The sequence below is a fragment of the Arthrobacter glycogeni genome, from assembly GCF_054511155.1.
In genome coordinates, this window is sequence record NZ_JBTNDE010000012.1 from 50,096 (window position 1) to 64,571 (window position 14,476).

Sequence of the window (14,476 nt, forward strand, 5' to 3'; positions counted from 1 at the left end):
GCTAGCCATTTAGCTGGCTGCGGCCGGCCCGTCCCGGTCGGCAACGAGTTCGACTTCAAAACCGGCGGCGTTCTCCAGATAGGCGGCATAGCTATCCGGGCCACCAGCATGCGGATAGGCAGCGGCGAACATCGTGGTCCACCCGTGGCTGGTGGCGCGGCGCGCCAGCAGATCCACCTCCGCGGGAGTACCGGCCCGGAATGCCAGATGATTCATCCCGGGACGACGGCGCTCGTGGGGTTGATCGGTGACGTCCGGACCCGACTCAATCACCAGGTACAGGCCGTCGGCACCGGAGAAGCTGACGCCGTCGGTCCATGAATCCTTCGCTGTGAAGCCGAGCTGCAGCAGCAGCCAGCCCAGGGATTCGGAGGCTTCCCCCAGGTCCCGGACCCAGAGCTCGACGTGATGCAGCCGGCCCGTGGATTGCATGACCCGCTCCGGGTCTTGGCCTGCTGGTTCGGTAACGGCGACCGGCGCGCCGGCAGTTTGCTGGGGCGTGGAGCGGGGCGCCCACGGAACACCGGCCATGCCCGCGTCCATTGCCTCGTTGGAGAGGCGGTCCGCGTCCTTGTTGAGTTCCCGGGGGATCCACTGGTACTTCACCCGCCTGGGGTCCAGGACAGCGCGTGCTTTGGTCGCAAGAGCCCGCATGTCGGCGTGCTTGATCTTCCAGCGCCCCTCCATCTGCTCCACTACCAGCTTCGAGTCCATCTTGACCAGGATTCGGCAGGTAGGATCCAGCTCGTTGGCGAGTTCCAGGCCGGCTACCAGCCCGGAATATTCGGCGACGTTATTGGAAGCCTTTCCCAGGTAGGAGGCTTTTTCCACCAGGATGAACCCCGTCTCGGGGTCACGCACCAGCGCGCCGTAGCCGGCGTGGCCGGGGTTGCCCCTGGATCCGCCATCAGCCTCAACGATCAGGAAACGCGGACTCGAGGTTTTGGTGGGTGTTTCGTCGGAGTGGTCGAAGAGGGTTTGTTCAGCGGGCACCGGTTCAGTTGCCCCACTCGGCGGAACGCACCAGGATGGCACCCGAATCCGGGCAGAACACGATGTCGTCCTCGGCCGCCTTCCGGAGGTCGGCCAGGTCGCCGGGGCTCAGCTGCATCCCCGACCCCTCCGATGTGCCGTGGAACAGTCGGGCAGCACCGACGCCGCGCCGGGCCAGGGTCTTTTCGTAGAGGGCCAGCAGTCCGGCGTCGAACGTTGCAGCGAGTTCGCCGCGGTGCGCCCTGACTGAGCTGGCGTCGGCGTCGATGGTGGCGAGCTCGGCGTCGCGGCTGGATTCAATGGCGGTGAGCCGCTCCTGTGCGTCTTCCTTGCGTTGCTGGGCGGCTTGCTTGGCTTCCCGGGCCGTTTCGACCCGCTCCATGATGTCGAGTTCGATGTCCTCAAGGTCGGAGCGGCGTTTGGTCAGAGATGCGACCTCGCTTTGGAGCGCGGTGAGATCCTTGGGGCTGCCGGTACCGCTGTCGAGACGTTTCTGGTCGCGCTCGAGGCGGGTGACCACTGACTGCACATCGTCTTCGGAGCGGGTCAGTTCACGCTCCAGGTCGCCGAGGACGGTAGCAGTGCCCACCAGTTCGCTGTCAGTACTCGCAAGCTGGGAAGACAGTTCAGCGATGGCGGGGTTGGCCCGTGCCGTAGCCGCCTGGCGTTGCAACTGGTTCAACCGCGAATCGAGCGCCTGTAGTTCCAACAGCCGAAGCTGCTCTGCCGGTGGTGCTTTTGCCACAGTATTTACCTCCGCGGTTGCCGATGAGCCGTCCGTCTAGCCTATTGCACGGCGTGCACCCCGGTCACCGTTGACCGGGCCCCGCCGCTCCTGCGGCATCGGGAGCACCGCCGGCATCCGCGGCGGCCGGGATCAGTCCAGGCCAGCGGTCAGGACGAAATCCCAGGGGTCGGAGTTGACGCTGCTCACCCTAATGTCGGCGGTGAAACCCTGATCCGCCAGCACATTCTCCAGGGCAGCGGCGGCGGGTGTCAGCCACAGCCATTCGCTGCCGAAGTGCGACACGTCGATCAGGTACGGTCTGCCATTCTCAGCCCCTTCACGCGCCTCCGACACCGGGTGATGGCGCAGGTCGGCTGTCACATAGACATCCGCCCGGCTGTCCCGCACCTGGTCCAGGAGGCTGTCTCCAGCGCCGCCGCAGACGGCCACCCTGCGGACCAGCCCGTCACGATCGCCGGCAACCCGTACCCCGCCCGCCACGGCGGGCAGGATCGCGAACACGACGGCGGCGAAATCGCCGAGGGTTGTCGCGTCACTGAGGTTCCCCACCCGCCCGATGCCTTCCTCGGGCAGCCCATCGACGGCCTTCGACAGCGGTTCAACATCCTGCAGTCCAAACGCGTCGGCCAGGACGTCGGAGACACCGCCGACGGCGCTGTCGCCGTTGGTGTGCACCGTCGCGAGGGCGCAGCCGCCCTCGATCAGACGATGCACCGCGTCGCCCTTGAAGTGGCTGGCCGCCACCGAGTTGACCGGTTTCAGCATCAACGGATGATGGACAATCACCAGGTCAGCTCCCCATTCAAGGGCTTCGTTGATCACCTCGTGGGTGGGGTCCACTGCAAACAGGATTTTCGCGGCGCTGCTGTCAGGCCGGCCCACGACCAGTCCCACGGCGTCCCAGCTCTCGGCGAGAGCCTCGGGCCACAGTTCCTCAATGGCCAGCATCGCGTCGCCCACGGTGGGCGTTGCCGACCGAGGGTCGACCTGATCTTCGGGGACGATCTGCCCATCGGCGTCGATCTCTTCTTCGGGGCGCCCCGTCGTCTGATGGTCCAGTTCCATAGCACCAGTTCTACCCCCAACCGACGCCGTCGACCAATTTCCTCCGGCGTGGCCAGAAGACTGGATTGAGGGGACGGGAATCTTCTGGAGAGGCAACGCATTGTTATAGGCATGATGACATTCGTGCTCGGCGGAGGCTGCTTCTGGTGCCTCGACGCCCTTTACCAAAAAACCCGCGGCGTCACCGACGTTATCTCCGGCTATACCGGCGGACACACCCCGGACCCCGACTACGATGCGATCTGCACCGGCACCACCGGTCACGCTGAAGTGGTGGCAGTGACCTTCGACGAGTCGATCATCCCGTCGGAGGTGATCCTCGACATGTTCTTCGTGTCCCACGACCCGACCACGCTGAACCGTCAGGGGCATGACGTCGGAACCCAGTACCGGTCGTCGATGTTCTACCAGGACACTGAGCAGAAGGAACTGTTCGAGCGCGCCGTCGAGCGGAATCAGGAAAGCTGGAGCAAACCGGTCGTCACCGAGGTGACCCGGCTGCCACGATTCCATCCAGCCGAGGAATGGCACAACAACTTCTACGCCAAGCACCCCGAGCAGGGGTACTGCCAGGTGATCATCAACCCGAAACTCGCCAAGGCGCGGAAGTATTACGCCCAATGGCTGGTTGAGTAACGTTCCAACCCACGGAAACACCCGCGCCGCTAGGCTGAAACCCAGCGTGCACCGGAACATCCGGTGAGCAATCCCCCCTTTCAACCCTAGGCAGGCACCAATGGCAAAGATTTACGACGACGTCACCCAGCTGGTGGGACGCACCCCCTTGGTGCGGCTCAACCGCCTGACCGAGGGCCTCGACGCCCAGGTGGCCGTGAAGCTGGAGTTCTACAACCCGGCAAACAGTGTCAAGGACCGGATCGGGGTGGCCATTATCGACGCCGCCGAGAAGGCAGGAGCGCTTAAGCCCGGCGGCACTATTGTCGAGGGCACCTCAGGCAACACTGGCATCTCCCTGGCCATGGTGGGCGCTGCACGCGGGTACCGCGTCCTTCTCACCATGCCCGAGACCATGTCCACGGAGCGCCGGGTCATGTTGCGTGCCTACGGCGCCGAGATCGTGTTGACTCCAGGTTCTGAGGGGATGCGCGGCGCCGTGGAGAAGGCGAAGGACATTGTCGCCACCACCGAGAACGCCATCTGGGCCCAGCAGTTCGCCAACGAGGCGAACCCGGCCATCCACCGTGCCACCACCGCCGAAGAAGTCTGGGACGACACCGACGGCGCCGTCGACATCTTTGTGGCAGGCGTGGGCACCGGCGGAACCATCACAGGCGTCGGGCAGGTCCTCAAGGAACGCAAGCCCGGCGTGCAGATCGTCGCCGTGGAACCAGCCGATTCACCGATCCTCAACGGCGGCGCCCCCGGCCCGCACAAAATTCAGGGTCTGGGCGCGAACTTCATTCCCGAGATCCTTGACCGGAACGCCTACGACGAGGTCATCGATGCCTCGGTCGAGGACTCAGTGCGTGTGGCTCGTGCCCTCGGAACGCAGGAAGGGATCCTCGGAGGGATCTCATCCGGTGCCATTGTCTGGGCGGCGCTGGAGCTCGCCAAGCGGCCAGAGAACGCGGGTAAGCTCATTGTGGCAGTGGTCTGCGATTTCGGTGAGCGATACATTTCAACTGTCCTGTTCGACGATATCCGGGGCTAACCCCTCCCAACAGAAAGTAGTCTGTGAGTTTTCTAGCGCGACTGCACGAGGATCTTCAGACGGCCCGTGAGCATGATCCGGCCGCCCGGGGCTCCTTCGAGAATGGCCTGGTCTATTCCGGCCTGCACGCCATTTGGGTGCACCGGTTGACCCACCGAATGTGGGCCCGGCCGGGCCTTAGATTCCCGGCACGGCTGCTTGCGCAACTGGCGCGCGCCGCCACCGGAATCGAGATCCATCCCGGCGCGACCATCGGCCGGCGGTTCTTCATCGACCACGGCATGGGCGTGGTCATCGGCGGCACCGCGGAAATTGGCGACGACGTAATGCTCTACCAGGGCGTCACCCTGGGTGGACGGTCGTTGGAGAAGGTCAAGCGTCATCCGACGATTGGCGACCGGGTCACCATCGGTGCAGGGGCGAAGGTGCTGGGCCCGATCACCATCGGTGCTGGCAGCGCGATCGGCGCCAATGCCGTCGTCGTCAAAGACACGCCACCGGATTCGATAGCGACCGGCATCCCGGCGACCTTCCGGCATCGCGATTCGGCGCGTGAAACCCTGCCCGCTGTGGACCCGGCCGAGTACATCGATCCGGCGCTCTATATCTAGATTTTCTGGTTAAATGACTGATGGCCGGGCTTCTGCCCCGGCCATCAGTCATTTAACGGACTAGTGGGTGTCCACCGCTTCGATTTCAGATTTGTCCTCGCCCCACAGGGTATGGAAGGTACCGTCCTTGTCCACCCGGTTGTAGGTGTGCGCGCCGAACAGGTCGCGCAACCCCTGGGTGAGGGCTGCAGGCAGCCGACGGCGACGCAGGCCGTCGTAATAGGCCAACGACGCCGAGAACACCGGTACCGGGATGCCCAGCTGCACTGCCGTGGAAACTACCCGGCGCCAGGCCGGAACCGCACCGGCGATCGACTCGGCGAAGGCCGGGGCGAGAAGCAGGTTAAGCGGATGGCTGTCGGCTTCGGCGTAGGCCTTCATAATGTCGTCAAGGAGTTCAGCACGGATAATGCAGCCGGCGCGCCACAGCGACGCGATCTCGTCGAGCTTCAGTTCCCAGCCGTACTCCTTGGCGGCCGCGGTGAGCATGTCGATGCCCTGGGCGTAGCTGACCAGCTTCGAGGCGTAGAGCGCCAGACGAACGTCTTCGACGAAGGACTCGGGCAGCTCCACGGCACCCTCGTGGCCGGTGAGGATTTCCTGCGCTTCGGCGCGCTGGTCCCGCTGGGACGACAGTCCGCGGGCGAACACCGATTCCGCGATGCCCGACGTCGGGCTGCCCAGCTCCAGCGCCGAGACGACAGTCCAGCGGCCGGTGCCCTTCTGGCCGGCGGAGTCGACGACGACGTCGATGAAGGGCTTGCCCGTGGCCGCGTCGGTGTGGGCGAGGACCTCGGCGGTGATCTCGATCAGGAAGGAGGACAGGGTGCCGGTGTTCCACTCGGTGAAGATCGCAGCTTGTTCGGCCGGCTCAATGCCCGCGCCGGACCGGAGCAGGTCATAAGCCTCGCCGATGACCTGCATATCGGCGTACTCAATCCCGTTGTGCACCATCTTCACGAAGTGGCCGGCGCCATCGGTGCCGATCCAGCGGCAGCACGGCTCGCCGTCGTACTTGGCTGAAATCTTTTCGAGCATGGGCCCCAGCGAATCGTACGACTCGCGGGAGCCACCCGGCATGATCGAGGGACCCAGCAGGGCCCCTTCTTCACCGCCGGAGACGCCGACGCCCACAAAGTGCAGGTCTTTCTGGGCGAGGGACGCTTCACGGCGGCGGGTGTCTTCGTAGTGCGAGTTGCCGGCGTCGATAATGATGTCGCCCTTTTCCAGCAGCGGCTCGAGCTGGCTGATCACCGAGTCCACGGGCGCTCCCGCTTTGACCATGATCAGTACCCGGCGCGGTGTCTCCAGGGAGTCGACCAGTTCCTGCAGGGTCTCGGTGCGGATGAAGTCGCCTTCCTGCCCATGCTTCTCCAGCAGGATGTCGGTCTTCTCGACCGAACGGTTGTGCAGTGCGACTGTGTAACCGTTGCGGGCAAGGTTACGGGCCAGGTTTGCGCCCATAACCGCTAGGCCTGTGACACCGATCTGTGCACTCATGAAGTCTCCAATACTGGGGTAATGCCCCCAACCGCGGGGGCCGATGCGCGGCCAGCCAGGCAGCTCTGCGCCACGAAGTAGTCCTTCCACCCTATTACCGCTGGTAGTCCACTGGCCAGACGGCGTCGGATGATGAAGGAGCTTCGCCGTCGTGAGCCTGCCACCGACGGGCACCGAATCGATCCATTGGTGCCGACTTGATAGATTGGGACGAGATGTTTGCCAGGGAAGGACTTGTCATTTCGCGACCAACTGCCCGGCAGTCGGCTCCGTTCCGGCCGGATATTCAGGGTTTGCGTGCTGTTGCTGTGGGCGCGGTGGTCCTCTATCATGCTGGTCTCGCGGCGGTCCCTGGCGGTTACGTCGGAGTGGACATCTTCTTTGTCATTTCCGGATTCCTGATCACCGGCCAGCTGATTTCCATGATCAAGGCCCGCGGCCGGATCCCGTTCGGCGAGTTTTACGCCAAACGAATCAGGCGGATCATCCCGGCGTCCTTCGTAGTGCTGGCACTGACCACTGTGGCGTCGGTGCTGTTCCTCCCCCCCTCCACCCGCCCGGGGGCGCTACAGGACGCTATCGCCTCCGCACTGTATGTCCCCAATGTGTTGTTCGCCGCGCAGGGCTCGGATTACCTCGCGGAAACAGCTCCATCGCCCTTCCAACACTATTGGTCGCTGGGGATCGAGGAGCAGTTCTACCTCTTTTGGCCGCTGATCCTGCTGGTGGGTTTCATCGCCGTCCGCAAATCCATCACGCGCCTGTTCTGGGTGGTGCTGGCCCTCGTGGTCCTATCCTTCATCACCTGCGTCATCCTGACCAGTACCTCGCAGCCGGCTGCCTTCTTTCTGCTGCCGGCCCGGGCCTGGGAGCTGGGCGTAGGCGCGCTGGCGGCCTTCGCAGTGCACGCGGGACTGATCAACCTTAACGCCCGATCCTCGGCCATCGGCAGTTGGGTGGGACTGGTGGGTATCGGGGCGAGCCTGGTTGCCCTGAACGCGACGACGGTGTTCCCTGGTTGGGCTGCGTTGCTCCCCGTGCTGTCCACGGCCCTCATCATCGTCTGCGGCAGCCCTCGACCGGGCGCCGGCGCCGGAGTGCTGCTGAGCCGTGCACCGATGCAGAAGGTGGGCGCCTGGTCCTATTCCATCTATCTGGTGCATTGGCCGCTGCTGATTATCCCTCAGGCGGCGGTCGGCTACGAAAACCCACTACCGCTGCCCCTGACCCTCGCCCTGGGGGCGCTGAGCGTCCCGCCCGCGGTCTTGTTGTACACGTACGTCGAGAACCGCTTCCGGCATCCCTTGGCGGGCCCGGTACGGTCGCGCCGGGTCATCGTCCTGGCGGCGCTCGCGTCACTGGTGTTCGCTTCGACTGCCGCGGGACTCAGCGCTGTGCAGAGCACCACTCCGATTGCTTCCTCCAGGGATGCCGCATCGCAGCCACTGCAGGTCACGCCAACCGGATCGACGTTCGTTCCCGCCAATCTGACCCCCACCCTGCGCGACGCACCGGACAGCATCCCGGAGACCTACGACGACGGCTGCCACGCCGATTTTTCCGTGACGGAAGTTCAGGCAGGATGCATATATGGCGACGAGGAGGCTGACCTGGATATTGTCCTGTTCGGTGACTCCCATGCGGCTCAGTGGTTCCCGGCCGTCGACGCGTACGCCACCGGCAGTTCGTATCGCCTCCACAACCTCACCAAGTCCAGTTGCCCATCGGTGGACATCGAGATCCTCCACGAACAGTCACCCTATGCGGAGTGCGAGCAGTGGCGTCAGAGCGCTCTTGACTACATCGAGGACCTGGATCCCGAACTGGTCCTGCTCAGCAATTACGGCGACGTCGTCCCGGCCGACTCGTCGACTGGACTGCTGGGGCAGTGGGAAGCGGGGCTGGGTTCCACGCTGTCAGCTCTCCCCGAGTCATCGCGTGCCCTGGTGCTGGCTGACACGCCACGGCATCCCGCATCGCCCCTGTCCTGCCTATCCCAGCACACCGAGGACGCCAACGCCTGTGACCTGTTGCGCGCTGAGGGCCTCGATAATGAGATCGTCGCCATTGAGAAGCGGGCCGCCGCGGCGGGGTCGAACGCGTCGTTTGTTGACCTCAACGGCTATCTATGTACCGAAACCTGTCCGTCGATCATCGGCAACCTGCTGGTCTACCGGGACGAGCACCACATCACGACAGCCTTCAGCCGGGCGCTGGCCGGACCGCTCGGCGACGAACTGGACAAGGTCAAATAGTCAGGCGGCGTCCGGGCAGAGGTGCTCTGACGCCAGGGCCTGGGTGATCCGGATACGGTCGACGGTTTCGTCGGTGAGGTTTTCCGCCGGGTCACGCGCGCCAAGTTCCTCCAGGTCAGCGCCAGCGGCCAGCTCCTCGCAGATCCGCTCGCCCGTGGCGATGAGTTGCTCGTCCTTGGAGTACACCGAATCCGGGGCGGCGTCGCGCAGTTCAGACAGGAACCGCTGCTGGGAGACCTCGTTGGTTTCGGCGCCGCCCATCACTCCCCCATCGGCTGCCGAGCAACCGACCAGTCCCGCCACCAGGCACCCCAGCACGGCGCCGGCGGCGCGGTTGGATACTTTTCCGTTCACGTTCGGTTCCCCGCCCTCTACCTACTCTGAAATGTCCTACCCAGAAACTGAAAAACCCCGCCTCCTCAAGCATTATTGCTTGGAAAGGCGGGGTTTTGCTGGTGGGTCCTACCGGGATCGAACCGATGACATCCACGGTGTAAACGTGGCGCTCTACCAGCTGAGCTAAAGACCCAAACACCTGATTGCCGGTCCTGGGACCGGCCAACCAACGAAGGATTACTCTACTGGCATTCCAGATCGAACGCCAATCGGTGTGCACCCACGGCTACTGAAGATTGGACAACGATTCGGCGAGGAAAGTGAGGGCTTCCGAGACTCCCAGATCCACGAGGATGCTCGCCAGATCGTCGCCGCGGGTCATCCCCCGGTTGATGATGACAACCGGCTTACCAGCCTTCGCGGCGTGGCGGACGAACCGCAGCCCGCTCATCACGGTCAGCGACGATCCAGCAACGAGGAGCGCATCCCCCGAATCGACCACCAGGTAGGCCTGGGCGACCCGATCCTTCGGAACGTTCTCCCCGAAATACACGAAGTCCGGCTTCAGCATGCCCCCGCAGTTGGGGCACGGGGCTATCACAAAGTCGCCGGTGTCATCGACGTCGGCGTCGGCGTCAGGCGCCACGTCCCCGGCGTTGGACTGCCGTTCAAGGTAGCCGGGGTTGAGCCGTTCGAGGAGGACAGCGATATCCGACCTGCTGTAGTGCCGGCGGCACTGCAGGCAGACCACGCGATCATAGGTGCCGTGCAGGTCGATCACTTCCGCCTGCCCAGCCGCCGAGTGGAGCCGGTCAACGTTTTGGGTGATCAGCCCGGAGAGCAGCCCCCGGGCCTCCAGCGCGGCCAGCGCCTGGTGTCCGGGATTGGGATCAGCATGGCGGAGGTGATGCCAGCCCACGTGATTGCGGGCCCAGTAACGACGTCGCAGCGCCTCGTCCCCGACGAATTGCTGGTAGGTCATCGGGCTGCGGGGGACCGATTGCGGGCCCCGATAGTCGGGGATTCCGGAGTCGGTGCTCAGGCCGGCGCCGGTGAGGACGGCGAGACGGTGCCCACTGAGGAGGCTGATCACCTCCCCCATCCGCTGACGCTGTTCCTGGGTGAGGGTTTCGCCGGCGGCAGGATCCCCACTGGCGAATCCAGTCAGGCCCAAACCCGGCGACGTCAGTGGGTCCACGGCGTTGCCTGTCATGACCCGGGGTGCCGGACTGGTGCGGGGAGGGCCGTCAGCGCGGCCCGGTAGTCGTCCAGGTGGCGGGGCTCTCCCAGCTGTGTCCGGAACGTCGCCGCGATGATTCCGGCTGCGTCGATCAGGAAGGTCACCCGTTCAGCGTAACCGCGGGTGGTGTCGAACGCCCCGTACCGAGCGGCGACGTCGCCATGCGGCCAGAAGTCGGCCAGGAGGTCGAACCTGAGCCCCTGGTCCTGGGCATAGGAGCGGAGGGTGTATCTGGAGTCGACCGAGATGCCCAGGAGGCGCACGCCGTCGTCGTCGAACATAGCCAGGTTGTCCCGCAGTTCGCACAGTTCGACGGTACATACCCCCGAGAAGGCGAAGGGATAGAAGACCAGCGCCACGGGGGTTCCGTGCAGGCTGCTGAGGCGGACCGGCTCGCCGAACTGGTTGGCTAGTTCGAAGTCCGGCGCTGCCTCGCCGACCGCCGGAACCCGGCTCACGCTAGCTTTTCCGCCGGCTCACCAATCGGGTGGCTGCCCAGTCTTTGGAGACCCCGGCCGACGAGGTCGCATGGAGCCCGGCGGTCGGCGCCGCCTCCTGGATAAGCGCCGGCGCCACGTAGCCATCGCGTCCTGACTTGGGGGTAAGGACCCACACGGTACCGCCTTCGCCGAGGCAGATTAAGGCATCGACGAGCGCATCCACCAGGTCTCCGTCCTCGCTGCGCCACCAGAGGAGCACCCCGTCAACCACGTCCTGGTCGTCTTCGGTGAGCAATTCCGACCCGGTTTCATCTTCGAGGGTGGCCCGAAAATCAAAGTCCACATCCTCGTCGTATCCGAGTTCCTGCAGCAGGTCCCCGTTCTTGAAACCCAACTTGCCCGCCACGGTATCCGCTGTGGCGGCTTCGGCCTCGCTCACTGTTGTCCTCCCGGAAGACTGTGGGCCGCCCGGAGGGAGGGACCACTAGTTACGTTGATATGCATTATTACCAGCCAACACCCTTTAACGCCATGCATCAAGCCAGCGCGGATTTCGTCTTAATCCTGAGAGTGCCTAGCTACACCTTATAGCTGCGGTGGCCCGGCGGGTTCCGGGCGTTCACCTGCGTGACGGGGCCCTGGCCTGTGCCGAGAGCAGAATGCGGACCCGCCCCCCAGTCTCGGCTACGCATCCCCGGCGCGTCGCGGTTAGAGTAACTAGGTGATCCGTCACGATCCGGCGATCTTGGATTGTGGCTCCAGACAGGCTGCGGAGTACTGCTCCGTTGCAGGAGTTTTAAGCACCGCAGACATCATCTGCGGAGCGGGAGAGGTTTGGCGTGGCTGTAGAGCAGGGTGGACCGGAAATTCTGAGCAGTTTGACCGGCGGCACGGACGGTGATCCGGAGGAAACAGCAGAGTGGATCGAATCACTCGATGACTTGATCCGGGTCCAGGGCACCGAACGGGCCCAGTTCATCATGCGTTCACTGCTGCAGCGCGCTGGTGCGCGCAGCGTTGGCGTGCCGATGGTGACAACCACTGACTACGTGAACACCATCCCGGTGGATCAGGAACCGGATTTCCCCGGCGACGAGGAAATTGAGCGGAAGTTCCGGGCCTGGATGCGCTGGAACGCCGCGGTTATGGTGCACCGCGCCCAGCGCCCCGAGATCGGGGTGGGCGGACACATTTCCACCTATGCGGGCGCCGCCACCCTGTACGAGGTTGGCTTCAACCACTTCTTCCGTGGCAAGGATCACCCCGGGGGTGGTGACCAGGTGTTCTTCCAGGGTCACGCGTCCCCCGGCATGTACGCCAGGGCCTACCTTGAGGGTCGCCTGACCGAGGAAGATCTGAACGGGTTCCGTCAGGAGAAGTCAAAGGAGGGCCACGCCCTCTCCTCCTATCCGCACCCCCGTCTGATGCCGGAGTTCTGGGAATTCCCGACCGTCTCCATGGGCATCGGCCCCATGAACGCTATTTACCAGGCCCAGTCCAACCGGTACCTCCACAACCGTGGCATCAAGGACACGTCGGACCAGCAGGTGTGGGCCTTCCTTGGCGACGGCGAGATGGATGAGCCCGAGTCGCGTGGCCTGCTGCAGCTCGCAGCCAATGAACGCCTCGACAACCTGAACTTTGTCATCAACTGCAACCTGCAGCGTCTTGACGGACCGGTCCGCGGTAACGGCAAGATCATGCAGGAACTGGAAGCCTTCTTCAGGGGCGCCGGCTGGAACGTCATCAAGGTGGTGTGGGGCCGCGAGTGGGACGAGTTGCTGGAGAAGGACGAGGACGGATCCCTGGTGGGGATCATGAACTCGACCCCCGACGGCGATTACCAGACCTACAAGGCCGAGTCCGGTGGATTCGTTCGCGACCATTTCTTCGGCAAGACCCCGCAGACCAAGGAAATGGTCGCCGATTACAGTGACGACAAGGTCTGGAAGCTCAAGCGCGGTGGACACGATTACCGTAAGGTCTTCGCCGCCTACAAGGCAGCCACCGAATTCAAGGGCAAGCCGACGGTCATCCTGGCGAAGACCGTCAAGGGTTACGGCCTGGGGCCGCACTTCGAGGGGCGCAACGCGACCCACCAAATGAAGAAGCTCACCTCGGATGATTTGAAGGCGTTCAGGGATCACCTCCGCATCCCGGTCACCGATGAGCAGATCGACGACGATCTCTACAACGCGCCGTACTACCACCCCGGCGCTGATGCCCCGGAGATTAAGTACCTGCTCGAACGCCGGAAGGCACTCGGCGGTTTCGTCCCGGAGCGCCGGAAAGAGCACACCGAGATCACCCTTCCGGGTGACAAGGCCTACGAGGTAGCCAAACGTGGCTCCGGAAAGCAGCAGGCCGCCACCACCATGGCGTTCGTGAGGTTGTTGAAGGACCTGATGCGGGACAAGGAATTCGGAAAACGAATTGTCCCGATCATTCCCGACGAGGCCCGCACCTTCGGGATGGACTCCTTCTTCCCGACGGCGAAGATCTACAACCCCAACGGTCAGAACTATTTGTCGGTGGACCGGGACCTGGTCCTAGCCTACAAGGAGTCGGTCGAAGGGCAGATCCTGCATGCCGGCATCAACGAGGCCGGATCTGTTGCGGCGTTCACTGCGGCGGGTACTGCCTACGCCACGCACGGCGAACCGTTGATCCCGGTCTACGTGTTCTACTCGATGTTCGGGTTCCAGCGCACCGGCGACTCGTACTGGGCGGCGGCCGACCAGATGACCCGCGGGTTCATCATCGGGGCAACGGCTGGCCGCACCACTCTGACCGGTGAGGGACTGCAGCACGCTGACGGTCATTCGCCGCTCCTGGCCTCCACTAACCCCGCAGTGGTCACCTATGACCCGGCGTATGGCTACGAAATTGGCCACATCATGCGGGACGGATTGAACCAGATGTACGGGGAGGGTTCGGACGACCGGAATCTTATGTACTACATCACCGTCTACAACGAACCGATCCTGCAGCCGAAAGAGCCGGAAGAGCTCGACGTCGAGGGCCTGCTCAAGGGTATCTACCTGGTGTCCCCGGCCAAGATCGACGGTCCACGGACCCAGTTGCTCGCCTCCGGCGTGTCCGTTCCGTGGGCACTCGACGCTCAGCGGGTCCTCGCCGAGGACTGGGGTGTCTCGGCTGATGTCTGGTCGGTCACCTCGTGGACCGAACTTCGCCGCGACGGGCTGGCGGCCGAGGAAGAAGCGTTCCTGCACCCGTCCGACGAGGCGCGGGTACCGTTCATCACCCAGCAACTCGAAGGCGCCACCGGCCCCATTGTGGCTGTGACCGACTACATGAAAGCCGTACCGGACCAGGTCCGGCAGTTCCTGCCCAACGAGTTCGCGACGCTCGGAGCTGACGGCTTCGGCTTCTCCGACACCCGGGCTGCTGCGCGCCGGTTCTTCAAGATCGACAGCCACTCGGTGGTGGTGCGGGCACTCGAGATGCTGGCACGCCGTGGAGAGGTCGACACTGGTGCGCCGGCTGAGGCGATCGACAAGTACAAGCTGCTAGACGTCAACGCTGGCACCACCGGGAATACCGGCGGCGACAGCTAGCCCAATGGTGGAGTCAGCACCGTCCTAGAAACTGCCCC

Annotated in this window: 13 protein-coding genes and 1 tRNA gene; 5 read left to right on the top strand and 9 right to left on the bottom strand. The window is 64.1% G+C overall.

All coding sequences use genetic code 11. The annotated features are described in order from the left end of the window. Nucleotides 1-9: 9 nt before the first annotated feature. The 3 genes from ACX80O_RS09820 to ACX80O_RS09830 form a co-directional block, all read right to left on the bottom strand. Complete coding sequence (locus tag ACX80O_RS09820; RefSeq protein ID WP_459333330.1) at nt 10-993, bottom strand: reverse transcriptase-like protein; 984 nt, start codon at nt 991-993, stop codon at nt 10-12. Nucleotides 994-997: 4 nt separating this feature from the next. Then, nucleotides 998-1,738, bottom strand: a complete 741-nt coding sequence (locus ACX80O_RS09825; protein WP_459333331.1) for a zinc ribbon domain-containing protein — start codon at nt 1,736-1,738, stop codon at nt 998-1,000. Nucleotides 1,739-1,870: 132 nt separating this feature from the next. After that, nucleotides 1,871-2,806, bottom strand: coding sequence for a Nif3-like dinuclear metal center hexameric protein (locus tag ACX80O_RS09830; protein ID WP_459333332.1), 936 nt, complete (start codon nt 2,804-2,806; stop codon nt 1,871-1,873). Nucleotides 2,807-2,917: 111 nt separating this feature from the next. Here ACX80O_RS09830 and msrA point away from each other — a divergent pair, with 111 nt between their 5' ends. The 3 genes from msrA to epsC all read left to right on the top strand — a co-directional run bounded on the left by msrA (nt 2,918) and on the right by epsC (nt 5,089). Further along, on the top strand, nt 2,918-3,442 hold the full coding sequence (gene msrA, locus ACX80O_RS09835; protein WP_459333333.1) for a peptide-methionine (S)-S-oxide reductase MsrA: 525 nt from the start codon (nt 2,918-2,920) through the stop codon (nt 3,440-3,442). A gap of 100 nt (nt 3,443-3,542) precedes the next feature. Further along, on the top strand, nt 3,543-4,478 hold the full coding sequence (gene cysK / locus ACX80O_RS09840; RefSeq protein WP_459307138.1) for a cysteine synthase A: 936 nt from the start codon (nt 3,543-3,545) through the stop codon (nt 4,476-4,478). 23 nt (nt 4,479-4,501) lie between these two features. After that, a complete protein-coding gene (gene epsC, locus ACX80O_RS09845) occupies nt 4,502-5,089 on the top strand; it encodes a serine O-acetyltransferase EpsC (RefSeq protein ID WP_459307136.1) in 588 nt (195 codons plus the stop codon). A gap of 60 nt (nt 5,090-5,149) precedes the next feature. On the opposite strand, the gene gnd is transcribed toward epsC, so the two are convergent. Beyond that, on the bottom strand, nt 5,150-6,589 hold the full coding sequence (gnd, locus tag ACX80O_RS09850; protein ID WP_459307134.1) for an NADP-dependent phosphogluconate dehydrogenase: 1,440 nt from the start codon (nt 6,587-6,589) through the stop codon (nt 5,150-5,152). Between the two features lie 215 nt (nt 6,590-6,804). Between gnd and ACX80O_RS09855 the strand changes: the two genes are divergently transcribed. Beyond that, nucleotides 6,805-8,844: an acyltransferase family protein gene (locus ACX80O_RS09855; RefSeq protein WP_459333334.1), complete on the top strand. Its 2,040-nt coding sequence runs from the start codon at nt 6,805-6,807 to the stop codon at nt 8,842-8,844. On the opposite strand, the gene ACX80O_RS09860 is transcribed toward ACX80O_RS09855, so the two are convergent. From ACX80O_RS09860 to ACX80O_RS09880, 5 genes are all read right to left on the bottom strand, one after another. Next, a complete protein-coding gene (locus ACX80O_RS09860; protein ID WP_459307130.1) occupies nt 8,845-9,198 on the bottom strand; it encodes a DUF732 domain-containing protein in 354 nt (117 codons plus the stop codon). Nucleotides 9,199-9,297: 99 nt separating this feature from the next. After that, a tRNA-Val gene (locus ACX80O_RS09865) sits at nt 9,298-9,373 on the bottom strand. Between the two features lie 93 nt (nt 9,374-9,466). Further along, entirely contained in the window at nt 9,467-10,393 is a 927-nt protein-coding gene (locus ACX80O_RS09870; protein WP_459333335.1) for an NAD-dependent protein deacetylase, read from the bottom strand. After that, nucleotides 10,390-10,878, bottom strand: coding sequence for a peroxiredoxin (locus tag ACX80O_RS09875; RefSeq protein ID WP_459307126.1), 489 nt, complete (start codon nt 10,876-10,878; stop codon nt 10,390-10,392). The genes ACX80O_RS09870 and ACX80O_RS09875 overlap by 4 nt, the downstream gene beginning before the upstream one ends. Before the next feature lies 1 nt (nt 10,879). Further along, a complete protein-coding gene (locus ACX80O_RS09880) occupies nt 10,880-11,299 on the bottom strand; it encodes a DUF3052 domain-containing protein (RefSeq protein WP_459307124.1) in 420 nt (139 codons plus the stop codon). A 400-nt stretch (nt 11,300-11,699) separates the two neighbouring features. Here ACX80O_RS09880 and aceE point away from each other — a divergent pair, with 400 nt between their 5' ends. After that, nucleotides 11,700-14,438: a pyruvate dehydrogenase (acetyl-transferring), homodimeric type gene (gene aceE / locus ACX80O_RS09885; protein WP_459333336.1), complete on the top strand. Its 2,739-nt coding sequence runs from the start codon at nt 11,700-11,702 to the stop codon at nt 14,436-14,438. Nucleotides 14,439-14,476 lie beyond the last annotated feature (38 nt).